The sequence below is a fragment of the Pseudomonas sp. CIP-10 genome, from assembly GCF_020911845.1.
GTDB classification, from domain to species: domain Bacteria; phylum Pseudomonadota; class Gammaproteobacteria; order Pseudomonadales; family Pseudomonadaceae; genus Aquipseudomonas; species Aquipseudomonas alloputida.
On sequence record NZ_CP087160.1, the window covers coordinates 1,824,413 to 1,847,220 of the forward strand.

The 22,808-nt window shown below is 62.1% G+C and carries 21 protein-coding genes; 15 read left to right on the top strand and 6 right to left on the bottom strand.

Annotated features, from left to right (window positions below; translation table 11 throughout):
- Positions 1-71 precede the first annotated feature (71 nt).
- Entirely contained in the window at positions 72-689 is a 618-nt protein-coding gene (locus LMH93_RS08280) for a GAD-like domain-containing protein (protein ID WP_230064998.1), read from the bottom strand.
- A gap of 19 nt (positions 690-708) precedes the next feature.
- Entirely contained in the window at positions 709-2,055 is a 1,347-nt protein-coding gene (locus LMH93_RS08285; protein WP_230064999.1) for a DUF6861 domain-containing protein, read from the bottom strand.
- 258 nt (positions 2,056-2,313) lie between these two features.
- Between LMH93_RS08285 and LMH93_RS08290 the strand changes: the two genes are divergently transcribed.
- The 3 genes from LMH93_RS08290 (at position 2,314) to LMH93_RS08300 (ending at position 5,967) form a co-directional block, all read left to right on the top strand.
- Positions 2,314-2,997: a response regulator gene (locus tag LMH93_RS08290; protein WP_004576176.1), complete on the top strand. Its 684-nt coding sequence runs from the start codon at positions 2,314-2,316 to the stop codon at positions 2,995-2,997.
- Positions 2,994-4,316, top strand: coding sequence for an ATP-binding protein (locus tag LMH93_RS08295; protein WP_003254253.1), 1,323 nt, complete (start codon positions 2,994-2,996; stop codon positions 4,314-4,316). The genes LMH93_RS08290 and LMH93_RS08295 overlap by 4 nt, the downstream gene beginning before the upstream one ends.
- Positions 4,317-4,575: 259 nt before the next feature.
- Positions 4,576-5,967 carry an aspartate aminotransferase family protein gene (locus LMH93_RS08300; RefSeq protein WP_230065000.1) on the top strand — a complete coding sequence of 464 codons (1,392 nt, stop codon included), beginning with the start codon at positions 4,576-4,578 and terminating at the stop codon, positions 5,965-5,967.
- 74 nt (positions 5,968-6,041) lie between these two features.
- Here the strand turns inward: LMH93_RS08300 and LMH93_RS08305 are convergent, their stop codons facing one another.
- From LMH93_RS08305 to LMH93_RS08315, 3 genes are all read right to left on the bottom strand, one after another.
- The gene (locus LMH93_RS08305) at positions 6,042-7,163 is read right to left on the bottom strand and encodes a cupin-like domain-containing protein (RefSeq protein ID WP_230065001.1); all 1,122 of its coding nucleotides are present in this window, start codon (positions 7,161-7,163) and stop codon (positions 6,042-6,044) included.
- A gap of 64 nt (positions 7,164-7,227) precedes the next feature.
- Entirely contained in the window at positions 7,228-8,517 is a 1,290-nt protein-coding gene (gene pvdN, locus LMH93_RS08310) for a pyoverdine-tailoring periplasmic protein PvdN (RefSeq protein WP_230065002.1), read from the bottom strand.
- 16 nt (positions 8,518-8,533) lie between these two features.
- On the bottom strand, positions 8,534-9,880 hold the full coding sequence (locus tag LMH93_RS08315; protein ID WP_230065003.1) for a dipeptidase: 1,347 nt from the start codon (positions 9,878-9,880) through the stop codon (positions 8,534-8,536).
- Between the two features lie 182 nt (positions 9,881-10,062).
- Between LMH93_RS08315 and pvdP the strand changes: the two genes are divergently transcribed.
- The 6 genes from pvdP (at position 10,063) to LMH93_RS08345 (ending at position 15,156) form a co-directional block, all read left to right on the top strand.
- Positions 10,063-11,688, top strand: coding sequence for a pyoverdine maturation tyrosinase PvdP (pvdP, locus tag LMH93_RS08320; RefSeq protein WP_230065004.1), 1,626 nt, complete (start codon positions 10,063-10,065; stop codon positions 11,686-11,688).
- A gap of 121 nt (positions 11,689-11,809) precedes the next feature.
- Positions 11,810-12,286: a sigma-70 family RNA polymerase sigma factor gene (locus LMH93_RS08325; RefSeq protein WP_003254241.1), complete on the top strand. Its 477-nt coding sequence runs from the start codon at positions 11,810-11,812 to the stop codon at positions 12,284-12,286.
- Positions 12,287-12,454: 168 nt separating this feature from the next.
- Entirely contained in the window at positions 12,455-12,934 is a 480-nt protein-coding gene (locus LMH93_RS08330) for a hypothetical protein (protein WP_012051716.1), read from the top strand.
- A gap of 72 nt (positions 12,935-13,006) precedes the next feature.
- Positions 13,007-14,332 carry an MFS transporter gene (locus tag LMH93_RS08335; RefSeq protein ID WP_004573659.1) on the top strand — a complete coding sequence of 442 codons (1,326 nt, stop codon included), beginning with the start codon at positions 13,007-13,009 and terminating at the stop codon, positions 14,330-14,332.
- A gap of 94 nt (positions 14,333-14,426) precedes the next feature.
- Positions 14,427-14,723 carry a type II toxin-antitoxin system MqsR family toxin gene (locus tag LMH93_RS08340; RefSeq protein WP_019750831.1) on the top strand — a complete coding sequence of 99 codons (297 nt, stop codon included), beginning with the start codon at positions 14,427-14,429 and terminating at the stop codon, positions 14,721-14,723.
- A gap of 1 nt (position 14,724) precedes the next feature.
- Positions 14,725-15,156: a type II TA system antitoxin MqsA family protein gene (locus LMH93_RS08345; protein WP_230065005.1), complete on the top strand. Its 432-nt coding sequence runs from the start codon at positions 14,725-14,727 to the stop codon at positions 15,154-15,156.
- Positions 15,157-15,193: 37 nt separating this feature from the next.
- On the opposite strand, the gene LMH93_RS08350 is transcribed toward LMH93_RS08345, so the two are convergent.
- Positions 15,194-16,876, bottom strand: a complete 1,683-nt coding sequence (locus tag LMH93_RS08350) for an electron transfer flavoprotein-ubiquinone oxidoreductase (RefSeq protein ID WP_023389616.1) — start codon at positions 16,874-16,876, stop codon at positions 15,194-15,196.
- A gap of 535 nt (positions 16,877-17,411) precedes the next feature.
- On the opposite strand from LMH93_RS08350, the gene LMH93_RS08355 reads away from it, so the two are divergent.
- The 6 genes from LMH93_RS08355 (at position 17,412) to LMH93_RS08380 (ending at position 22,774) form a co-directional block, all read left to right on the top strand.
- The gene (locus tag LMH93_RS08355) at positions 17,412-18,161 is read left to right on the top strand and encodes an electron transfer flavoprotein subunit beta/FixA family protein (RefSeq protein WP_110745644.1); all 750 of its coding nucleotides are present in this window, start codon (positions 17,412-17,414) and stop codon (positions 18,159-18,161) included.
- Positions 18,162-19,091 carry an electron transfer flavoprotein subunit alpha/FixB family protein gene (locus LMH93_RS08360; protein WP_003254230.1) on the top strand — a complete coding sequence of 310 codons (930 nt, stop codon included), beginning with the start codon at positions 18,162-18,164 and terminating at the stop codon, positions 19,089-19,091.
- A 75-nt stretch (positions 19,092-19,166) separates the two neighbouring features.
- Positions 19,167-19,988, top strand: a complete 822-nt coding sequence (locus LMH93_RS08365) for a substrate-binding periplasmic protein (RefSeq protein WP_230065006.1) — start codon at positions 19,167-19,169, stop codon at positions 19,986-19,988.
- A gap of 9 nt (positions 19,989-19,997) precedes the next feature.
- On the top strand, positions 19,998-20,351 hold the full coding sequence (locus tag LMH93_RS08370; protein ID WP_014859265.1) for a DUF4398 domain-containing protein: 354 nt from the start codon (positions 19,998-20,000) through the stop codon (positions 20,349-20,351).
- On the top strand, positions 20,348-21,160 hold the full coding sequence (locus tag LMH93_RS08375) for an OmpA family protein (protein WP_003254225.1): 813 nt from the start codon (positions 20,348-20,350) through the stop codon (positions 21,158-21,160). The genes LMH93_RS08370 and LMH93_RS08375 overlap by 4 nt, the downstream gene beginning before the upstream one ends.
- A 171-nt stretch (positions 21,161-21,331) precedes the next feature.
- Positions 21,332-22,774: an aminotransferase-like domain-containing protein gene (locus LMH93_RS08380; protein ID WP_003254223.1), complete on the top strand. Its 1,443-nt coding sequence runs from the start codon at positions 21,332-21,334 to the stop codon at positions 22,772-22,774.
- Positions 22,775-22,808 lie beyond the last annotated feature (34 nt).

Below are 22,808 nucleotides of genomic sequence, written 5' to 3' on the forward strand. Positions count from 1 at the left end.
GACGCGTCCAGCATCAACGCCGTGACGAAGCCGTGCATCTCATCCGCCGCTTTTCACGGCCAATACTGTGTTTAGAAGTCAGAAAAGCTATAGGGTTCGAGGGTGGAGATCTGTGCAAGTAGTATTAAGTGCTCGACAGCTTTGACTTTTTCTAGGTGAGCAAAATCGCAGGGGCCACCGAATGCCAAGGCTGGAACGAAACCATACATCTCATCATGATTGAGTTTGCCTAATTTGTTATATGCAGGCTCGAATAAATCGCCAAAGTCGTTGGACTCCCGTTCGATCAATAGAAAGAAATCTTGCACCTCCTTGTCCATGTTGCCTGCATCAAGTTCATTCACTCTGCCGGAGTATTGTGAAGTGTGGGCTACGATGTCTAATGAAAAACCGGAGTTTTCTCCGTACAGATAGAGATCACCAAAGGCGCCCCGAGCGATGACATGATAGGTATCTCGCCCTTCGAGCGCAGTGCCCTCTATGAATGAGGCGGCTACGCCCTCGTAGTCTTGCGGATTGACCGTCCAGAATATTCCATCACCATATCCGCACCATCCGTGCTCGGCCCAGTATTCCAACAGTTTCTTCGGTAATTTACCGCTGTAGCGCTCGATGCTAGAAGGTGGCACCTCCTGCCTGAAAATCGGCTCGCCCATTTCTTCTATGAAGAGGGAGAAAAATTCGTCCATTGTCGCGCTCCTTATCTTGTTAGCATTTGTGCAGTCTGACATTTAAAAAGCCTGATGCGCGGCCATCTTTGGCTTGCTCTTCGACTGATCTTGTCAGCTCTCCTACCCTGCTTCTCCATTGGGGACCTATAGTGGAATTTACTTGCCTATCCCCGAAGTCAGAGATGACATCCTTGCCGCCGGCGATTAGATCTGGATTGTGCAGCGCAGCAAGAGAGGACATCGTTTCCTTAGCCTGCATCGTTGAAATTTTTCTTGCTTCAATTGGGTTCATGTCCTTGGGCAGTTTTCTATAAGCTCTTTTCCTTAGGTCGTCATACAGTTTTTGTCTTGCTTTTCTCGCGGTTTTCGGATCTCGCTTTATGGGATTTGCAATATTTTCCAGGAACTCTTCAACCGTCAGCCGATTGAGTCCATCTTGTTGTCCCTTTAACTGCCGCTCAAACTCGCCATGCTTCGACGCTGGCAATTTATCCGCCTTGAAACACGCCACCGTATGCAACGGCATGCTACCGGGCTTCCCTGTGGGGTGCTCCTTGTCTTTTCCCGCCTGCCGATTCGGCTGAACTGGCTGCGGATCATCCATCGCCCCTTTGCGCCGCTCCGGCACCTGCAGATCCGGCCGTTTCTTCAACCCCTCTTCATGCTGGAGCATCCATTGCCCCAGCCGCGCGCCTTTGCGGCTGGCCGCCATTTCCTGGGCCAGCACCCGGGCATCGCCGCGCCCGCGGGTGAGGTACGACACGATCGCCCCCAACAACAGCACCACGACTTCCACATGGCCTTGGGCAATCTGATGCGTGGCCCGGGATATCGCATACGGGTCGTCCCGGCAGAACGGGCCGGTGCCTTCATTGCCGCAGGTGCCTTCCCAGGCGAAGCGGATGCCATCGACGTAGTACTCGCCGATACGCGGCAAGCCCTCGACGAAGAACTCGGCGATGGAAGCCAGCCCCAGCGCGCCAAGGATCCAGCCGCTGACCTTGAGGCCCATGACCGCGCCTGCACCAGCGAGCGGAATGGTTCCGGCGCCGCCGGCGAATGCGCCTACCGTCGCGCCAAGCAGGCCACCGGTAATGGTGCTGCCGGCGACGATCATCGCCATCTGCTGCACGACCCTCAGCAGTTCGTCGACGATGCTGTTGATGTCGAGGTCGGCGAAGCGCTGGCGCAGCATCTGCGCCGCCTGCCATTCAGCGTGGTAGAAGGCTGTGCGGACAGCTTCGATCCGGCGCAGGTTGAGGCCCAGTGAGGCGACCTCTTCATTGAGGCTGGTGCGGAACTGGCCACCGCTTTGATAGCCCACCATGGCGATGACACGTGACTCGATCTCGTGCCACGAGGGCGCGAGGTAATCCAGGTACATGAGGTGTCTCCCTGACAACGTGTGCAGGGGGAAATCCCATCATGGATTCGGATCAGAGGTTTCTGGGTCAGTTGTAGGAAAAGGCGACTTCGTTTCTGTTGTGTTCGAGAAGCTCGGGAATTGGGGTTGAGGCTGCGAGGGGCAGGGTGGCGACCCGCGCGGCGCTCGATCTCCCCCCAACCCTGCCCAAAAGGTCCATAATCCCCCCTTAATCCGCCCAAGGTGCAATACCAGCCACACCACTCCGGGAGCCCCACCATGCACGTTCTGCTCTGCGAGGACGACGACCTGATCGCCGCCGGCATCTGCGCCGGCCTCACCGCTCAGGGCTTGACCGTGGACCGGGTTGGCAACGCCGCCGCTGCGCGGGCGATGCTGCAGGCCGCGCAGTTCGACGTGATGATCCTCGACCTCGGCCTGCCCGACGAAGATGGCCTCAAGCTGCTGCGCCGCCTGCGCGAAAAAGGCGAGACCCTGCCGGTACTGGTGCTCACTGCCCGGGATGCCGTCACCGATCGTGTCGATGGCCTGCAGGCCGGTGCCGACGATTACCTGCTCAAGCCCTTCGATCTGCGCGAGCTGGCCGCACGCCTGCATACCTTGCTGCGGCGGGTGGCCGGGCGGGCGGTGAACGTGATCGAGCACGGCCCGCTGCGCTATGACCCGAGTAGCTGCGAGGCGACCCTGGCCGGCCAGCATGTCGACCTGTCCCGCCGTGAGCAGGCCCTGCTCCAGGCGCTGCTGCAGAACCCCGGGCGCGTGCTGTCCAGCGAGCAACTGAAGGACTGCGTATACGGCTTCAGCGACGAGGTCGAGAGCAACGCCCTGAATGTGCACATCCACCACCTGCGTCGCAAGCTGGGTAACGGCATTGTCGAGACCGTGCGTGGCCTGGGCTACCGGCTGGGCCCGGCGCAGGCACCGCAAGAGGCCGCATCATGAGCCTTCGGGTACGCCTGAGCCTGATCCTCGGCAGCGCCTTCGTGATCATCTGGGCGCTGGCCGCGGCGTGGATGCTGCGTGACCTGCGCCAGCAGATGATGTTTTCCCTCGACCAGCGCCTGGTGGCGTCGGCGCGTATGGTCGCCGGGTTGATCGACCAGTTGCCGCAGCCGCTGACCGCCAAGGGCGGGGAGGCGCATTTTTCTGCCGACCAGTTCAGCGTACCGGATGGCATGGCCTGCCAGGTCAGCTCGCTGCGTGGCGAGATCCTCGCCAGCAACCACAAGCACGATGGCGCCATGGACGACGAGCGCAGCGGGTTCCGTGACCAGACCATCGACGATGCGCTTTGGCGCACCTTTACCTACAACCACGGCGATGTGCGCATCACCACGGCCGACCGGCACATGGAGCGCGAGGCACTGAACCAGTCGATTCTGCTGGCGGCATCGGCGCCGGTATTGATGGCCCTGCTTGGCAGCCTGGGGCTGTTGTGGATCGGCCTTGGCAAGGGCCTGGAGCCGCTCAACCGCATGCGTGATGCCTTGCGCCGCAGGCGTGCGGACAGTGTCGAGCCGCTGCAGGTGGCGGGCATGCCCAGCGAGTTACAGCCGTTGCTGGAGACCCAGAACCAGCTGTTCCTGCGCATTGCTCAGACCCTCGAGCGTGAGCGGCGCCTGACCGACGATGCCGCGCATGAACTGCGCAGCCCGTTGACCGCGATCAAGACCCACCTGCAGGTGGCGCGCATGACCGACGGTGCAGTGCGCGAGCAGGCGCTGGAACATGCCGAGCAGGGCACCGACCGCATGCACCGCACGCTTGAGCAGTTGCTGATGCTGGCGCGGGTAGAAGGCAGCCTGTCGTTCGAGGATGGCGTGCAGTGCAGCGCCGAGCAGGTGGCGCGGCAGGCGATGCAGGATGCGGGCGGCGGCGACAACCGGCGTATCGTGCTGCGTCTGCCTGAGGAGGCTACGCAAATCTACCTGGGCATGCCGGCACCGTTGGCGGTGGCAGCACTGCGCAACCTGCTGGACAACGCCTTGCGTCATGGCGGTGATGAAGCTGTAGAGCTGGACGTGCAGATGGCAGACGGCCAAGTGGGCTTCATGGTGCGTGACCATGGGCCAGGGATTGCCGAAGCGGACCTGGAGCACCTGACCGAGCGCTTCTGGCGTAATGGGCAGAGTGGTGGTTGCGGATTGGGGCTGGCGATAGTGCAGGCAATCGTGCAGCGGTGTGCCGGTAGCCTGCGCTTTGACAGCCGTAGTGACGGCTTGCGGGTCTTGTTGCGGGTACCGGCGCGTCCGGTGCATTGATGTTTATTGCCTGTGCTGGCCTCTTCGCGGGTGAACCCGCTCCTACGGGGGTGCGGTCTGTGGGGCGGGTTTGTCTGTGCTGGCCTCTTCGCGGGTGAACCCGCTCTTACGGGCGGTGCGGTCCTTGTAGGAGCGGGTTTACCCGCGAAAGGGCCGGCACAGACAAAAATAAAATCCAGTAACAACCGCTAAATCCTCCCCCCACTCAAGCGTTTCCAAAGCGATAACCGCCCATCCGCTTGCTTGCGAGGATTCACCCATGTCCACCGCTTCCAGCCTTGCCCAGGTTGCACCGGCCAGCTTGCCGCAACCCTTGTACGAATTCACCGATTCGCCTTTGCTGCAACGCCAGCAACAGCAAGAGTCCAACGCCCGCAGCTACCCGCGGCGCATCCCGCTGGCGCTCAAGCGCGCCCGGGGCATCCATGTCGAAGACGTCGAAGGCCGCCAGTTCATCGACTGCCTGGCCGGCGCTGGCACCTTGGCGCTGGGTCATAATCACCCGGTCGTAGTCGAGGCAATCCAGCGCGTGCTGGCTGACGAACTGCCGCTGCATACACTCGACCTGACCACACCGGTCAAGGACCGTTTCGTCCAGGACCTGTTCGGCATCCTGCCCGAGGCGCTGCGTCGCGAGGCCAAGGTGCAGTTCTGCGGCCCAACCGGTACCGACGCCGTTGAAGCGGCGCTCAAACTGGTGCGTGGCGCAACCGGGCGCAGCACCGTGTTGGCCTTCCATGGCGCCTACCATGGCATGAGCCAGGGCGCGTTGAGTCTGATGGGTAGCCTTGGCCCCAAGCAGCCACTGGGTGCGTTGCTGAGCAGCGGCGTGCAGTTCATACCGTACCCCTACGACTACCGCTGCCCGTTCGGCCTGGGTGGTGAGGCCGGGGTCAAGGCCAACCTGCATTACCTGGAAAACCTGCTGCTCGATCCGGAAAGCGGCGTGCCGCTGCCCGCCGCCGTGATCCTCGAAGTGGTACAGGGTGAGGGCGGGGTAATTCCGGCCGACATCGAATGGCTCAAGGGCGTGCGGCGCATTACCGAGCAGGCGGGCGTGGCGTTGATCGTCGATGAGATCCAGAGCGGCTTCGCCCGTACCGGGCGCATGTTCGCCTTCGAGCACGCCGGCATCGTGCCCGATGTGGTCACCTTGTCCAAAGCCATCGGTGGCAGCCTGCCGCTGGCGGTAGTCGTCTATCGCGACTGGCTGGACACCTGGAAGCCGGGCGCCCATGCCGGTACCTTCCGTGGCAACCAGATGGCCATGGCGGCGGGTTCGGCGGTGATCCACTACCTGGTCGAGCATCGCCTGGCCGAGCATGCCGAGGCCATGGGGCTGCGCCTGCGTCAGCACTTGCAGCAATTACAACGTGACTATCCGCAATTGGGTGATGTGCGCGGGCGTGGCTTGATGCTTGGGGTCGAACTGGTGGAGCCGCAGGGCGAGCGGGATGCCTTGGGGTATCCACAGGCCAACCGAGAGCTGGCGGCCAAGGTGCAGCGCGAGTGCCTCAAGCGCGGGTTGATCCTGGAACTGGGCGGGCGGCATGGCGCGGTGGTGCGCTTCCTGCCGCCGTTGATCATCAGCGCTGAGCAGATCGATGACGTGGCGCAGCGCTTTGCAGAGGCGTTGATCGCGGCAGTCTGAACCATTGTCAGGGCCGCGTTGCGGCCCATCGCCTGCGCCAATGGCCCATCAAGACCAGGTTGCCGTCACGCCGGTTACCAGCCGCGTCCGGAGTCTACCCAGAAGTTCACGGACAGCGACGTGGACACTGACTCTACCTGGTGGAACCAGCCCTCGGGCAGGAACAGCAAGTCGCCGGCCTGCAATACCACACGCAGGAAGGGCACCTTGAGGGCTTCGGGGAAGCGCTCGTAGTCGGGGGCATCGGGGTTGAAATCGCAGCCGTCCAGGCCGCCCTTCGGGCTGGTTGACCAGGTGCCCAATGCGGCGCGATGGTGCGGTGCTGCCAGAATGAACGATTTCTGCCCCCAGACCTGGGCGAACAGGTTGTCGGTGTCATCCCGGTGCAGGGGTGTAAGGGTGCCTTTGGGACCGATCCAGATGCGCGGTGGAATGAAGCGCTGGCGATCGAAGTAGTCCGGGTAGCGGATCAGAGCCTGCAGCTTTTCCGGCACGATATTGTTGCCCATGTAGGCGGGCGGCTCGCCGGGCTTGGCCGGCTTGTCGAGCGAAGCGATGAAGTCGGCCATGGGGGTGGCGCGGAAGTCGCGGTCGGTAGAGAACGTCTTCTTCACGTAGTCACCATGCCGGGTGATGCCCTGCAGCTCGGCAAAGTGGGCCAGCGAAGCGTCACGGCCCATGGTGAACAGCGGCCAGTCGCCAAGGGCATCGCTCAGCACCACTGGCACGCCCGTTGAAAGGTGTTCATGGTGAAACCGCGACGGCGGCATTTCGGCCCGTGACAGGCGTTGTACCTCATACAGCACGGGTTGGGCTGCCGAGACCTCCTCGCTGTAGCGTCCTGGCGTGGGGTAGCGCTGGTTCATTGCTGCCTTGCTGGTGGTCGCGCCTTGCCGCGCGCTGCTGATAACCTGCGGCAGCAGGGTCGCCAGGCCCATGTTGCCGGTTATTTTCAGGCGTCCACTGGCGAAAAGCTCCTCTACGTCGACAGCGCCCGCCATGATGCCGAGGAAGTCATCTTGAGCCACTTCGATCATGACGTCCGGAGCCTCATGCCAGCCACCCCCCGTGCAGGGGTTGGCGCATACCTCGGACCAGTAGGCGAGTCCCTGGCCGAAGTCGAACTGGAACACGCCTTCGATGCCGACGGCATGGGCATTGACGAACAGTTTTTCGAGTATGCGCTGAAGGTCCACGGTAAGCCTCGTCGGTTGTCGTTGTGCAGGGTTGGCATGGGCGCGTGTGGCCGGGCCCGGGTTGTCAGGCGCGCGGGCGCTGGCGCAGTACGTCGACCAAGCGGTCGATTTCCGCTTCGGTATTCAGCAAACCCGGCGCAGTGCGCACCACTGGCCCGGCATCGCGCGAGACGGCGTCGACGATGACGCGTTGGCTAGTCAGGTACCTGGCCAGCGCGTCGGCATCCTGGCCTTTGCCGCGAAAGAAGGTGAAGCCCGCCGAATGGGTGCTGCTGCGCGGCGTCACCAGTTCGATGGCAGGCAGGCTTTCCAGCTGTTGCTTCAGGTAGTCGTTGAGGGCGTGGATGCGTGCCTGCACGGCAGCCTTGCCGGTTTGCAGGTGCAGTTCGAACGCCTTGCCCAGGGCCCAGCGGTGCTCGAAGGCGTGGTAGCCGCCCGGGCTCATGATGGTGGCGAAGTCTTCGTTTTCCGAGAAGGTGGCGATGCTCGGTTGCAGCTGCCCCAGTGCCGAGGATGCGGCGCAGATGATGCCTGTCCCGCGGGGGCCGAACATCCACTTGTGGGTCCCGGATATGAAGTAGTCGCAGTTCAGGTCGGCGAAGCGCATGTCCTCGACGCCAAAACCGTGAACCCCGTCGATGACATACAGGATATGGTCGCGTTCGTCCCTGTTCTGATTGACCTCGCGTACGAGCGCACCGATTTCGCCAACCGGCAGTTTCACCCCGCTGCCCGAATGTACCCAGGTCATGCCCAGCACGCGCGTTTGTGGGGAAATGGCGGCCCGCACGGTACCCAGCACCTGGTCGGTGCTCACCTGCCAGGGTTGCTCGAACAGGCGTAGCCTGCGTACCGGGTTGCCATCGCGGGCGCTGCGGTAGTTCATGGTCTGCCGTGCGGCGGAATGCTCGTGCACCGTGGTCAGGATTTCCTGGCCGGGCGCCAGCTTGATGCCGCCATAAATCAAACCCAGGCCCTCGGTAGTGCTGCCCGTCAGGGCAATCTGGCGTGGCGCCACCTCCAGGTAGCGTGCCGCCCATTGGCGTACCTCAGCCTCGTGCTTCCACTCCGACTGGGCATCCCAGTCGACCATCAGCGCCGGGTGACGGTCGAAACGTGCACGCAGGGCCTCGATGGCTTCGCGTACCGGCCTTGGATGAGAGGTGATCAGGAAGTTGGCGAAGTGCGCATAGTTTGGGTCGAGTTCGAACAGGCGGCGAAAATCGGCCCATCGTTGGTTGCCGGCGCTCGGTATCGGCGTGGCGGCCTCGGCAACGGGTAGCAGATGGCTGGCGAGGGGCAGGCCGGCGGCGAGGATGCCGGCCCTTTTGAGAAAATTGCGGCGGTCGTTCATAAAGGTGCCCAATGGCTTAGCGCAGTGAAGTGTCGGTACCGCGGGCGGCGCTCTGTACCTGTGCCCAGACGCGCAGGAAGTTGCCACCCCAAAGCTTGGCGATGTCGGCTTCGGAGTAGCCGCGGGTAAGGAGTTCGGCCGTTACGTTGCGTGCTTGGCTGGCGTCGTGCCAGCCGTCGATGCCGCCGCCTTCGTTGAAGTCCGAGCTGATGCCTACGTGGTCTATGCCGAGCTTGCGCACGGTGTAATCGATGGCATCACCGTAGTCCTTCAGGGTCGCTGGCGGCTCCTGTTCGAGGATTGCATAGAGTTCGTTGGCATATTGCCCGACCTTCTGCTCGGGCCAGCCGGCTATGATCGGGTCGCCAGGCATCAGCGCGTAGTTCAGGTCAGCCAGTGGCGGCAGCGCGTAGCGGGCACGCAAGGCATTGAGCTTTTCCTGGGTCTGCGCGCTGAGCGGCTTGAGGTAGCTGGAGAACGCGACCAGTTGCACGACCCCGCCGCTTTCCTTGATCAACTGCATTTCCTTGTCGGACAGGTTGCGGTTGATATCGACCATGGCCCGTGGTGCCGAGTGCGACGCCACCACCGGAGTACGGCTGAGCTGAATGACCTGGTTCAGCGCCTTGCTGGACATCTGCGAGACATCGATGATCACACCCAGGTCATTGAGCCGTTGTACGGCGCGCTTGCCGATGGGGGACAGACCCTCGAGTGCATCGACAGTGTCATTGAAGAACGGCAAGGGGCGAGACGAGTCGGCCCAGCTGTTGTTGCCGACGTAGCTGAAGCCGAACATGCGCACCCCGCGTGCCGCCCAGCGGTCGAGCTGGTCGATATCGTCCCCCAGCGCATACGCATTGAGCATGCTCAGGAACACCGCGAACTTGCCTTCGCCGTGCAAGCGCCGCATGTCCTGTGGGGTGTAGGCGATGGCGACGCGTTCGGGGAAGTCGCGCACCATTGCGGTGATGGCGTTGTAGCGCACTTCCTGGGTGTGGCGGGCGGCCTCGACGAAACCTGGCGTGGGGCGATGCGGGCTGTTTGCGCCCGTCCAGGATTCGGGCCAGGCAAAGATGGTCAGCGCCGCGCCAGACAACCGCCCTTGGGCAGCCTTGGCCAGGTCGAAGCGGCCCGGTCCGTCCTTGTCGGCTTCGCTGCCTTCGTTGCCGAAGTCCAGCGGCAAGGTGACATGGCTGTCGAACGAGATGATGCGTTCCTGCAAGTCGTTGGCTTGACGAACGACTTCCCGGGAGTAGCCGCCAGGGGCCGTGAAATGGTACCAGGCAGCCAGACCGGCACCCGCGGCGACTGCCGCAGCCAGGCTGATGTACAGGGCTTTTTTCCAGCGTGGTGTCGTCATCTTGGTCTCGGTAGGTTCGCCGTCGAGGGAGGGCACAGAGGCCGTCGCTACCTGGGGTGAACGAGTCGACACGGAGGAAATTTAGCCGCCCCGGCCGCGGCGTTAAATTTCAGTGCAGGTACAACGTTCTAGCCTTGGACGGGCCGTGCTCCATGGCCGCAATGAAGGCGCAGGTAGTTGCAATGACGATTTCTCGACGCGGGTTCATCGCTGCTGTGGCATTGACGGGCGTAGCGGTACCCGGAGCGCTGTATATGCAGCGCCAGCGGGATGCCGAGGCGTTTGCGGAAACGCCTGGCGAGGCTGTTGTCGAGTTGGCCGATACCCGCCTGCAGCAGCTGGGCGACACCCTGCGGGGCATCTGGCGCTGGACTGCACATGGCAAGGATGCCCAACTGCTGGGTTTGCCCGACGGGGAGCTGGAATTGTTTCTGGATGTCGCCAGCAATGGCCGGGGGCTGCGAGGTTACCTGGACACCGCCGAACGCCTGCGCAGTGAGCAGGAACCCCGTTATCGGGTCATGGGTGACTTGCTGACGGACAAGCCCGGGATGTTGCGCTGGCGGCTGTTTTCAACCGAGCCCGGTGCAGGGCAGGCGCGCTATGAATGCCATGTGGTGCTCGATGAGGTCTGGGGCGCCTATGGCAATGCCGGGCCGGCAACGCTCAATGGTCGTATCTCGGCCCTGGACCGCGCCCTGTCTCTGCCTGTTCTGGACAATGGCTTCCTGGCCTTGAAGCGGCCTTTCCCGGAGGCTCGCGAACGTACGCCGCTGTCGCCACAGCTGCTGGCGTGGCTCATTTCGCCGGAGCATCGGCTGTTCCACCAGCTATGGCACGCATCGCGGGACAAGTGGCACAAGCTGGAAGAGGACAAGCAATCCGCCCTGCGTGGCTTGGGCTGGCAACCCGGGCCGCGTGGCCAGGAGCGTGATGCGCGTGGCCGGCACAAGGATCGCAACGGTTCCGGAGAGGACTTCCTGTTCATGCACCGGCACATGCTCGGCAGTGCCAGGGCCCTGCAGGACCTGCCTTCGTGGACGCGGTTCCCGCTGCCTCAGCCGGAGCTCGAGCGTGACCGCATCGGTTTTGCCCGTTACTTCGACAACCACGACGGCAATGCCTTGCCACCGACCTGGCTGGCCCATGACGACCAGGAGTACACCCAGTGGGTACGCGACATCAAAAGCCCGGATACCTTCCACGGCAACTTTCAGGTCTGGGAGTCGCGCTACAGTGATCCGGAATATCTGAGCAAGCTGACCTTGGGGCAGTTCGGCTCAGAACTGGAGCTGGGCCTGCATGACTGGTTGCACATGCGTTGGGCGGCGGTGCCGCGCGACCCGTCCAACGGTATGCCGGTGCCTGCTGCACGTACCCCGGGTGATTTCGCTGAGCGCTGGTTCGAAGCACGCAACGATTTTCTCGGCGACCCGTTCTCGTCACATGTAAACCCGGTGTTCTGGCATTTTCATGGCTGGATCGACGACCGAGTCGACGATTGGTTCCGAGCCCATGAGCGGGTCCACCCGGGTGAGATCCGCCGCTTGCAGGTGAACGGCGTGCCCTGGTTCGCACCCGGGCGTTGGGTGGCGGTGGCTGACCCGTGGCTGGGTCCCGATACCCATGGCTGTTCGACGGTGCCGGGCTTGCGGCCCGGTCGAAGCGTCGAAATGGACCCGGAAACCATGAAGCTGGCGTTGCGCATCATTTATGGCAACGAAGACCTCTTTGCCCGGCTGCAACCACGGGTGCCGCAGCGCCCCTGGTATGCCCGCAATCTCAAGGTTGTACGGGCGTCGGATTGACGGTAAGCACAGCGCAGGTGTGCGTTGCTGAGAATCATTATATTTTGTAAGATCGCACGCTGATATCACTCAGTTCTGCATCTGCCCCAGCGTGGGTGTGCAGACGATTCCAGGTGTGTTTGTGGAACGTTACTATCGTGAGTTGGTGAGTTTCCTGTCCGCGCGCTTGGGTAACCGTCAGGCGGCAGAGGATGTTGCCCACGATGCCTACCTGCGGGTACTGGAGCGAACGGACAACGGGCAGATCGAGCATCCGCGCGCATTCCTGTACCGTATCGCCCTGAACCTGGTGATCGACCGTCATCGTCGCCATCTGGTGCGTCAGGCCGAACCGCTTGAGATACTCGACAGTGATGAGGGCGGGCATGTGCCGGCGCTGGCGCAGGAACTGCAGCTCAACCAACGCCTGGCCCTCATGCAGCGGGCGCTTGACGAACTGACCGGCCCCTGCCGCGAATGCTTCCTGCTGCGCAAGATCGAAGGCCTTTCACATCTGCAGATCGCCGAGCGGCTGGGCATCTCCCGCAGCCTGGTGGAAAAGCACATCGTCAATGCCATGAAGCACTGCCGGGTGCGCATGCGGCAATGGGAATCCTGATTGCCAGGTTAAAGGCAAATGCAAATTCCGTCAGTCAATCACTTGATTTATGCGGCTTTCCCGACTTCTATCAAAGAAGACCGTTGCCGGGCATGGCCTTGGCATTAGCCGTTATTGGCGCAGTATGGTCATGGAGCGTGCCCATTACCCAATGGCCTAGGTCCGACCATGGTAAACAAGACCCTGCGCATTCTCATCGCCGATACACACCCGTGCCAGCGCCTGCAGCTGGAGCGGTTGCTCAATGGTTTGGGCTATTACCGGATAGCCCCAGTGGCCAGCTTCGAGGAGCTGCAGCGCCTGGTGCAGTGCGCCTTGCAGCCCTTTCACCTGTTGCTGGGCAATATCGAGCTGGCCAGCCATTGTGGCGTCGATCTAGAGCGCTTCTGCCGTGTCAGCACACAGATCCAGCATGCACTGCTTTACCATTCCAGCCAGTTGAAAGTGCCAGCAGTGCCGCAGGCCGAGCGCCAGGCGGTCAGCCTGAGCCTGCCTCAGGCGCCCGATAACGAGGCGCTGGAGACGTTCATGGCAATCATCGACGCACCGATGGTGGTCGGCAGACTACCGCTGCCGGGCACCCTGCCGGCCAGTACAGCGCGGCCACGGCCGCGAGCCAACTTTGCGCATACGGTGTTCAACCGCTAGCGGTACCACCGGCGGGGCAATCGGGCAGCTATTTGTTATGCTCTTGCCCTTTGCCGATCTGCGGACCCTGCCATGACTGCCATCGATACCGCTCGCCCGCCCCGGTTCAGCCGCGGCGACCATCGGACCCTGGGCCTGGCGGCGCTGGGTGGCGCGCTGGAAATCTACGACTTCATCATTTTCGTGTTCTTCGCGCTGACCCTCAGCCAGCTGTTCTTCCCGCCCGAGATGCCCGAATGGCTGCGCTTGCTGCAAAGCTTCGGAATCTTCGTCACCGGCTATCTGGCGCGGCCGCTGGGCGGCATCCTGATGGCGCACTTCGCCGACCACCTGGGGCGCAAGCGGGTATTCAGCCTGAGCATCCTGATGATGGCCCTGCCGTGTCTGCTGATCGGGGTGATGCCGACCTATGCCGACATCGGCTATGCCGCCCCGCTGATCCTGTTGGCCTTGCGCATCCTCCAGGGGGCTGCCGTAGGCGGTGAAGTGCCAAGCGCCTGGACGTTCGTTGCCGAGCACGCGCCCAACGGGCGGCGCGGTTATGCCCTGGGCTTTCTGCAGGCCGGGCTGACTTTCGGCTACCTGCTGGGGGCGCTAACCGCCACCTTGCTGGCGCAACTGTTCACCCCGCAGGAAATCCTCGATTACGCCTGGCGCTACCCGTTCCTGTTGGGTGGGGTGTTCGGTGTGGTGGGTGTGTGGCTGCGCCGCTGGCTCAGTGAAACACCGGTGTTCCTCGCCCTGCGCGCGCGCCAGGAGCAACCTGTGAGTTTTCCGCTGCGGCGAGTGCTGGGTGAACACCGCCGGGCATTGATCCCTGCCGCGTTGCTGACCTGTGTGCTGACCTCGGCGGTGGTGGTGCTGGTGGTGATCACGCCGACGGTGATGCAGCAGCGCTTCGGCATGACTGCTGGGCATACCTTCGCCCTCAGCAGTGTGGGCATCGTCTTCCTCAACATGGGCTGCGTGCTGGCCGGGCTGCTGGTCGACCGTGTGGGTGCCTGGCGCGCGCTGATGCTGTATAGCCTGTTGCTGCCGCTGGGTATTGGCGCGTTGTACGCCAGCCTGGTGGGGCAGTGGGGCATGACCTGGCTGGCCTATGCGCTGGCGGGGTTGAGCTGTGGCGTGGTGGGGGTGGTGCCCTCGGTGATGGTGGGGCTGTTCCCGGCGCAGATCCGCGTATCGGGCATTTCCTTCACCTACAACGTAGCCTACGCAGTGTGGGCCAGTACCACGCCGCTGGCACTGATTGCGCTGATGCCGTGGAGCCCGTGGGTGTGTGTCGGGTTTTGTCTGATCATGGGCGCGGTGGGGCTGCTGACGGCCTTGTATTTCGGGCGTCGTGAGCCATTGGTGTTTGCGGCGGAGCCGATGCCGGTCATGTGTGGCGACAAATGATCGGGTAACGCGCATGGGGCATTGAGTCATCCTTCCGGGCGGGGGTTATTGGAATAACCTATTGGCCAGATTTAACCTGGAAGGTTAATTTCTCATGGAAAAGAGAACGCCTCACTGCCCTTTGCATCGGCTGCAAGTGCTATTGAGCCAAGGGAAGGTACGTACCACCCAGGCGGCGACCCTGGGAGCGCGGTCGCTTGGGCTAGGTCCCTATGACATGTTGGATGTTGTCCGCGGGCTATCGCCAGGTGACTTCCATAAAAGTATGACGAGCTACAACGATCATCGTATTTGGCAGGATGTCTATCGGGCGCAAACCGCCGTAGGCAGGGTTTACCTCAAGCTGACGGTGGTCGACGATCTGCTCATCCTATCTTTCAAGGAGCTTTGAAATGAAATGTCCCCTATGTGGAGGAGCGGAGTTGGTTGCGCAGTCGCGAGACATGCCGTATCGCTACAAAGGTGAGGCGACCGTCATCCCGGACATCTTTGGTGACTACTGCCCGACGTGTGGCGAGGCGGTACTGGGTATGGACGAGGCCCAGCGTATGAGTGATCTGATGACGGCGTTTGAGCGCAAGGTCAATGCCGCCGTTGTCGATCCCGGCTTCATTGCTGCCATGCGCAGAAAGTTCGACCTCGACCAGCGTGAAGCGGGGGAAATCTTCGGTGGTGGGGTCAATGCGTTCTCCCGTTATGAAAACGGCAAGACCACCCCGCCAGTGGCGTTGGTGAAACTGCTCAAGCTGCTGGATCGCCATCCAGAACTCTTTGAGGAAGTGCGTACTGATAATGGCAGCCAACAAAAAGCCCCCGGCTCATGAGAACCGGGGGCTTTTTGTTGCCGCAAGGGCAGGGGCCTTACATGTTCGGGTAGTTCGGCCCGCCAGCACCTTCAGGGGTGACCCAGGTGATGTTCTGGGCCGGGTCCTTGATGTCGCAGGTCTTGCAGTGCACGCAGTTCTGCGCGTTGATCTGGAAACGCTTGTTGCCGTCTTCCTGGGTGACCACTTCGTACACACCTGCCGGGCAGTAGCGCTGGGCAGGCTCGTCGTACAGCGGCAGGTTGCTGGCGATCGGTACGCTCGGATCGGTCAGCTTCAGGTGGCAGGGTTGTTCCTCTTCGTGGTTGGTGCTGGAGAGGAATACCGAGCTGAGCTTGTCGAAGCTGAGCTTGCCGTCCGGTTTCGGGTAGTCGATCTTTTTCGAGTCGGCGGCCAGCTTGAGGCAGGCATAGTCCGGCTTGGTGTCGTGCAGGGTGAACGGCAGCTTGCCACCGAACCAGTTCTGGTCGACATAGTTGAACGCCGCGCCCAGCAGCGGGCCGAACTTGTGCATGGCCGGGCCGAAGTTGCGGCTGGCGAACAGTTCTTCGTACAGCCAGCTGGCCTTGAAGGCGCTGACATAGCTGTTCAATTGATCGCCGCCTTCGCTACCGGCGATCAATGCGTCGGCCACTGCTTCGGCAGCAAGCATGCCGGACTTCATCGCGGTGTGGCTGCCCTTGATCTTGGCCACGTTCATGGTGCCCAGGTCGCAACCGATCAGCGCGCCACCATTGAAGACCATTTTCGGCAGCGAGTTGATGCCGCCCTTGGCCAAGGCGCGGGCGCCGTAGCTGATGCGCTTGCCGCCTTCGAGGTACTGGCTGATCACCGGGTGGTGCTTGAGGCGCTGGAATTCGTCGAACGGCGACAGGTAGGGGTTGGCGTAGGACAGGTCGACGATGAGGCCGACCACCACCTGGTTGTTTTCCAGGTGATAGAGGAACGAGCCACCGGTGTTTTCCTTGGCCACCACGTCCAGCGGCCAGCCGGCGGTGTGCACCACCAGGCCCTGTTCGTGCTTGGCCGGGTCGATTTCCCAGATTTCCTTCAGACCGATGCCGTAGTGCTGGACGTCGGACTCGCTGTCGAGGTTGAAGCGCTTGATCAGTTGCTTGCCAATATGGCCACGGCAGCCTTCGGCGAACAGGGTGTACTTGGCGCGCAGCTCCATGCCCGGGGTGTACAGGCCGTCCTTGGGGTTGCCTTCACGGTCGACACCGAGGTCGCCGGTGACGATGCCGCGGACCACGCCGTTGTCGTCGAACAGCGCTTCCTGAGCGGCGAAGCCCGGGTAGATCTCTACACCAAGGTTTTCGGCCTGCTGGGCCAGCCAGCGGCACAGGTTGCCCAGCGAGATGATGTAGTTGCCATGGTTGTGCATGGTCTTGGGCACGAACAGGTCAGGCACCTTGGTCGCGCTGCCGGCATCCTTGAGCACGTAAATGTCGTCGCGCTTCACTTCGGTGTTCAGCGGTGCACCGAGTGCTTTCCAGTCGGGGAACAGCTCGTTCAGGGCGCGGGGCTCGAACACTGCGCCAGAGAGGATGTGGGCGCCGACTTCAGAGCCTTTCTCCACCACGCAGACGCTGATTTCGCTACCGGCTTCGGCGGCCTTCTGCTTCAGGCGGCAGGCGGCGGACAGGCCCGCCGGGCCGGCGCCGACGATGACCACGTCGAATTCCATGTATTCGCGTTCCACTGGTTCTCTCCTACTCATCAAGGCTCGTGCTGTTGCTTTGTCTTATGGGTGCGGGGCATTCGCAGCGGTTCTACGCAACGGCGGAACTGTAGCTGGGCAAATGACGGACTACACCGTTTTGTCTTGGCCGCGCATTATATCTACACCACTTGGCGGGTCCAATACAAACGTTTGTTTGAATTTGCCGCAGGCCAGTAAAATCACAGGAACGCGGCTGGAGGGTGACCGATTTGCCGTATTGACCGGAATGGGTGTTACGGTCAAGATACGAGCGGTTTTACGTTCGCCGTAGGCTTGCAGCCGGGCGCAGGTACACCTCTAAAGACCAGGTGTGGAGCAGGGTTTTGCGGGCTTAGGCCGGTTTGTAGTGGAGTTTACACGCCACGACAGGAAATGACCCGTGAGGATTTGTCGCAAGAGTCCGAACAAGACTGTTTGGTCACTGTGAAGTTGCTGCCTCCCGATACGTCTTTAGAGGTGCCCTTGTACCCACGCGCATCGCTGGGCTCTGCCCCAGGCGACTATCTATTCACCGGAGAGTAACGAGGAATCCATGAAGGTTCTTGTAGCTGTCAAACGAGTGGTCGACTACAACGTCAAGGTTCGCGTCAAAGCGGACAACTCCGGCGTCGACCTTGCTAACGTCAAGATGTCCATGAACCCCTTCTGCGAAATCGCCGTGGAAGAAGCCGTACGCCTGAAGGAAAAAGGCGTTGCGACCGAGATCGTCGTGGTTTCCGTCGGCCCGACCACCGCCCAGGAGCAACTGCGTACTGCCCTGGCCCTGGGTGCCGACCGTGCCATCCTGGTAGAAGCCGCTGACGAACTGAACTCCCTGGCCGTGGCCAAGGCGCTGAAGGCCGTTGTCGACAAGGAGCAGCCGCAGCTGGTCATTCTCGGCAAGCAGGCCATCGACAGTGACAACAACCAGACCGGCCAGATGCTGGCCGCCCTGACTGGCTTCGCCCAGGGTACCTTTGCGTCCAAGGTCGAAGTCGCTGGCGACAAGCTGAATGTCACCCGTGAAATCGATGGCGGCCTGCAGACCGTTGCACTGAACCTGCCCGCGATCGTCACCACCGACCTGCGCCTGAACGAGCCACGCTACGCGTCGCTGCCGAACATCATGAAGGCCAAGAAGAAGCCGCTGGAGACCGTCAAGCCTGACGATCTGGGCGTTTCCCTCGCCTCCACCAACAAGACCCTGAAAGTCGAAGCCCCGGCTGCCCGCAGCGCAGGCATCAAGGTCAAATCGGTGGCCGAACTGGTCGAGAAGCTGAAGAACGAAGCGAAGGTAATCTAAATGACTATCCTGGTTGTCGCTGAATACGAGAACGGTGCCGTAGCCCCGGCCACCCTGAACACTGTCGCCGCAGCCGCCAAGATCGGTGGTGATGTGCACGTGCTGGTCGCAGGCCAGAACGTCGGTGGCGTTGCTGAAGCCGCTGCCAAAATCTCTGGTGTTGCCAAGGTGCTGGTGGCTGATAACGCCGCCTACGCCCACGTCCTGCCGGAAAACGTCGCGCCGCTGATCGTCGAGCTGGCCAAGGGTTACAGCCACGTGCTGGCCCCGGCTACCACCAATGGCAAGAACATCCTGCCGCGCGTTGCCGCGCTGCTGGACGTGGACCAGATCTCCGAGATCATCTCGGTCGAGTCCGCCGACACCTTCAAGCGCCCGATCTACGCGGGTAACGCCATTGCCACCGTGCAATCGAGCGCGGCCATCAAGGTGATCACCGTGCGTACCACCGGCTTCGACGCCGTGGCCGCCGAAGGTGGTTCGGCTGCCGTCGAGGCTGTTGGCGCTGCGCACAACGCCGGTATTTCGGCTTTCGTTGGCGAAGAGCTGGCCAAGTCCGACCGCCCAGAGCTGACCGCAGCCAAGATCGTCGTTTCCGGCGGCCGTGGCATGGGCAACGGTGACAACTTCAAACACCTGTACAGCCTGGCCGACAAGCTCGGCGCCGCCGTCGGTGCTTCGCGCGCCGCGGTCGACGCAGGCTTTGTGCCAAACGACATGCAGGTCGGCCAGACCGGCAAGATCGTTGCGCCACAGCTGTACATCGCCGTCGGTATCTCCGGCGCGATCCAGCACCTGGCCGGCATGAAAGACTCCAAAGTGATCGTGGCGATCAACAAGGACGAAGAAGCGCCGATCTTCCAGGTGGCCGACTACGGCCTGGTCGCTGACCTGTTCGAAGCGGTTCCGGAGCTGGAAAAGCTGGTCTGATCCGCCTGCTTCACTTATAAAGAACCCGGCCCTCGTTTTGAGGGTCGGGTTTTTTTATGGCTTGAGGGGTGAGGGATGACGTTGCGCGGAACGGGCAGGATGCTGGCATGTGTGGCGCTGTTGGTGTCACCACTGGCCATGGCCGCAGGCAAGTGCGAGCGCTTGGTGGCGACCGGCAGCCCTGATGCGCCGCCCTATTCGTGGCAAGACCCGAAAGATCCGAAGCACCTGATCGGCGCCAACGTTGACCTGTTGCGCCAGGTGGCAGGAGAGCTGGGTGTGAAGGTCGAGGTGCTGAGTGCCGGTCGCCGTGATCAGGCGCTGGAAGAGGTGCGCAGTGGGCGCATGGACCTGCTGCTCGACACCCCCATGCAGGTGGAGCAACTGACCGCGCTGGACTACATCCATCCGCCGTTGCAGCTCAATGAGTACCTGGTGTGGACCCGCCATGATGCAGCGGTGACCTTTGATGGCCCGGCCGACCTGGCCAGGTACCAGGGCAGTTTGTCCGAGCGTGCGCGCCTGACCCCGGCCTTTACTGCGTTCGCCAAGGCCCAGCTCAAGCTGGTGCCGGCGCAGAACCTGACCCAGGCGTTCCAGAAACTGGTACTCGGCCAGGTGGATTATGTGCTGGCTGGCCGTTACTCCGGTATGGCCATGGCCCAGAGCCTGGGCATGAGCAATGACCTGATAGCCCGCGGCTTGCCGGTGGACAGGCCGGGCCTGTACCTGGCGCTGTCGCACAACTCGGCGTGCAATGACAGCTGGTTGCGTGGGCAATTGGCAAAAAAACTGACAGAATTGCCGATCTCTGGTGCATCCGAAGCTGTGCTGCAACGTAATGTCGAGCGCTGGAAAGCGCAGATGCAGGTACCGGCGGACGCCCCCAAACACTAGGAAGATTGCGTGAGAACCCAACCACTAATCCTTGCCCTGGCCGTGCTCGGCCTGGCTGGCTGCGCCAATGACCCGGCCCCTGAAGAGCAGATGCGCATTTCCGAACAGGCACTGGACCAGGCCAAGGCCGTCGGCGCCACTGAGCAGGTCGAAACGCTGAAACTGGCTGAAGACAAGCTGGCCCGCGCCAAGGCCAACATGCTTACCCAGGACTACCGCGATGCGCGCATGCGCGCTGAGCAAGCCGAGCTGGATGCGCGCCTGGCCGAGGCCCAGGTGCTGAACCAGAAGAGCGAAGAGCAGCTGCAGGTGCTGCAGTCGCGGGTCAAGCGCTTGCGCAAGCAACTGGAGGTGCAGCCATGATCCGTCGTACGCCTTTGGCTGCACTGGCATTGTTGGCGCTGACGGCAGGTTTGCAAGGTTGTGCCAGCCAGCGCAGCAGTGCCGCGCTGGATGAGGCCACCGTCGCCTTCCAGGGGGTCAAAGATGATTCCGATGTGCTGCGCAGCGCGCCGCGTGACGTGATTCGGGCGGGTGAGTCGCTGGCTCGCGCCGAGCGCTTGTCCAGTTACATCGGCACCGGTTCTGATGTGCGGCATTATGCTTACCTCAGCCAGCGCTACAGCGAGATTGCCCGCGAGCATGCCAAGCTGGCGCTGAACCAGGAGCGCCAGGCCAAGCTCGACCTGGAGCGCCAGCGCCTGCAGTTGGCCTTGCGTGAGGCCAAGCTGGCCAGCGTGCAGCAGCAGGGCAAGTGGGTCGAGTCGCAGATTGCTGCGTTGGCTTCGGAGCAGACCGACCGTGGCTTGGTGATGACCTTGGGCGATGTGCTGTTCGATACCGGCAGTGCCGACCTGAAGAACTCGGCCAGCCGGACTGTGCTCAAGCTGGTGCAGTTCCTGCAGCTCAACCCGCGCCGGGTAGTGCGTATCGAGGGCTATACCGACAGTACTGGCGCGGGCGAGGAGAATCTCAAGCTGTCGCGCGACAGGGCGCAGTCCGTGGCCGACATGCTTGTGGACCTGGGCATCGATGAAAAGCGCCTGCAGGTTGAGGGCTATGGCGACCAGTACCCGATCGAGGCCAATGCTTCGGAGCGGGGCAGGGCGCAAAACCGACGAGTGGAGATCGTATTCTCCGATGACAAGGGTCGGCTCGCGCCAGCGCGCTGAGTCTTGTCGAAACGGGCCGCTTTGCGGCCCGTTTTATGTCGGTTTAATCGTTTCGATAGCGGTCACGCTGTTGTATTGTCGACTATGTTGCAATCTGTCCCAGTACACTTTGCAACTGTTACGGTATTCTCTACCGTCAGTGACCCGTACAAGAATAACGAGCATGTCGACATGACCAACCTGCTGCTGTACCAGCGTATCGCCCAGCAACTGGCCGATGATATCCGTCGCGGTGTCTACCAGCCAGGCGAGCGGGTACCTTCCGTGCGCAAGATGAGCGCCCAGCTCAACGTCAGCCATGCCACGGTGTTGCAGGCCTATGCCAATCTTGAGGACCAAGGGCTTATCCGGGCGCGGCCGCAGTCTGGCTATTACGTGCACCAGACCCCTGCCTTGACCGCGCAAACCCCGGACATCGCCCGGGTGGAACGCCCCGGCCTGGTCACGCGCGCCAGCATCATCCAGCAGGTGCTGACTGAGGCGCGCCGCGATGGTGTGTTCCCGTTTGGCGCTGCAGTGCCGCATGTCGACTACCTGCCAGTGCGCGCCCTGCATCAGCAAATCGCCAAGGTGACGCGCTTCCACAGCCCGCGCGCCTTCAGCTACATGTTCAGCCCCGGTTTCGAGCCGCTGCGCCGACAGATTGCCATACGCATGCGCGATGCCGGCGTGCTGGTCGACCCGCGCGAAGTGATCGTGACCCATGGGTGTGTCGATGCCCTGCAGATGTCTCTGCGGGTGCTCACCCGCCCAGGTGACCTGATCGCCGCTGAGTCGCCGACCTATTACGGCTTGCTGCAGCTGGCTGACCTGCTGGGTTTGAAAGTGATCGAAATCCCCAGTGACCCGTCCACCGGTATCAGCCTCGAAGCCTTGCAACTGGCGGCTAACCAATGGTCGATCAAGGCGCTGGTGCTCACTGCGCGCTTGAGCAACCCGCTGGGCGGCACCGTTCCCGAAGAGCGGCAAAAGCAATTGCTGCGCCTGGCCTCGGACTTCGATATCCAGATCATCGAGGATGACATCTACGGTGAGCTGATGTTCGAGCAGGGCAAGACCAAGGCGCTGAAGGCGTTCGACCGGCTGGACCGGGTAATCTACTGTTCGAGCTTCTCCAAGACCCTGTCCCCTGGCGTGCGGGTGGGCTGGATGATCGCCGGGCGTTACCAGGACGAGATTCAGCGCCTGCAGACGTTTACCACCCACTCGGCCTGTAGCGTGACGCAGATGGGCGTGGCAGCCTACCTGGAGAATGGCGGCTACGACCGGCATCTGCGCTACATACGCCAGGAATATCGCAAGAACCTCAGTGCCTATCAGTTGGCAGTGCAGCAGCACTTCCCCGAGGGTACCCAGATGACCCGGCCGACAGGCGGCTTCATTCTCTGGGTGAGCCTGCCGGGTCGGGTCAATACCCAGGAGCTGCATGTGCGTGCGCTGGAGCAGGGCATCAGCATTGCGCCAGGACTTATATTCAGTAACACAGAGCAGTTCAACCACTGTGTCCGACTCAACTGCGGCATACCTTGGAATAAGGAGGCCGAGCGGGCTGTGATTACGCTCGGTTTGCTGGCGCAGCAGTTGTGCAGGGAGACTGCGGTTACGCTTTTGTAAGGCTTGCAAGCTGCCTATGGAACAGGGAGCATAC

Bases quoted from the DNA above. Each gene is read 5' to 3' on its own strand.
- LMH93_RS08280 (WP_230064998.1), bottom strand. From the start codon at position 689: ATGGACGAATTTTTCTCCCTCTTCATAGAAGAAATGGGCGAGCCGATT.
- LMH93_RS08285 (WP_230064999.1), bottom strand. From the start codon at position 2,055: ATGTACCTGGATTACCTCGCGCCCTCGTGGCACGAGATCGAGTCACGT.
- LMH93_RS08290 (WP_004576176.1), top strand. From the start codon at position 2,314: ATGCACGTTCTGCTCTGCGAGGACGACGACCTGATCGCCGCCGGCATC.
- LMH93_RS08295 (WP_003254253.1), top strand. From the start codon at position 2,994: ATGAGCCTTCGGGTACGCCTGAGCCTGATCCTCGGCAGCGCCTTCGTG.
- LMH93_RS08300 (WP_230065000.1), top strand. From the start codon at position 4,576: ATGTCCACCGCTTCCAGCCTTGCCCAGGTTGCACCGGCCAGCTTGCCG.
- pvdN (WP_230065002.1), bottom strand. From the start codon at position 8,517: ATGAACGACCGCCGCAATTTTCTCAAAAGGGCCGGCATCCTCGCCGCC.
- LMH93_RS08315 (WP_230065003.1), bottom strand. From the start codon at position 9,880: ATGACGACACCACGCTGGAAAAAAGCCCTGTACATCAGCCTGGCTGCG.
- pvdP (WP_230065004.1), top strand. From the start codon at position 10,063: ATGACGATTTCTCGACGCGGGTTCATCGCTGCTGTGGCATTGACGGGC.
- LMH93_RS08330 (WP_012051716.1), top strand. From the start codon at position 12,455: ATGGTAAACAAGACCCTGCGCATTCTCATCGCCGATACACACCCGTGC.
- LMH93_RS08335 (WP_004573659.1), top strand. From the start codon at position 13,007: ATGACTGCCATCGATACCGCTCGCCCGCCCCGGTTCAGCCGCGGCGAC.
- LMH93_RS08340 (WP_019750831.1), top strand. From the start codon at position 14,427: ATGGAAAAGAGAACGCCTCACTGCCCTTTGCATCGGCTGCAAGTGCTA.
- LMH93_RS08345 (WP_230065005.1), top strand. From the start codon at position 14,725: ATGAAATGTCCCCTATGTGGAGGAGCGGAGTTGGTTGCGCAGTCGCGA.
- LMH93_RS08350 (WP_023389616.1), bottom strand. From the start codon at position 16,876: ATGAGTAGGAGAGAACCAGTGGAACGCGAATACATGGAATTCGACGTG.
- LMH93_RS08355 (WP_110745644.1), top strand. From the start codon at position 17,412: ATGAAGGTTCTTGTAGCTGTCAAACGAGTGGTCGACTACAACGTCAAG.
- LMH93_RS08360 (WP_003254230.1), top strand. From the start codon at position 18,162: ATGACTATCCTGGTTGTCGCTGAATACGAGAACGGTGCCGTAGCCCCG.
- LMH93_RS08365 (WP_230065006.1), top strand. From the start codon at position 19,167: ATGACGTTGCGCGGAACGGGCAGGATGCTGGCATGTGTGGCGCTGTTG.
- LMH93_RS08375 (WP_003254225.1), top strand. From the start codon at position 20,348: ATGATCCGTCGTACGCCTTTGGCTGCACTGGCATTGTTGGCGCTGACG.
- LMH93_RS08380 (WP_003254223.1), top strand. From the start codon at position 21,332: ATGACCAACCTGCTGCTGTACCAGCGTATCGCCCAGCAACTGGCCGAT.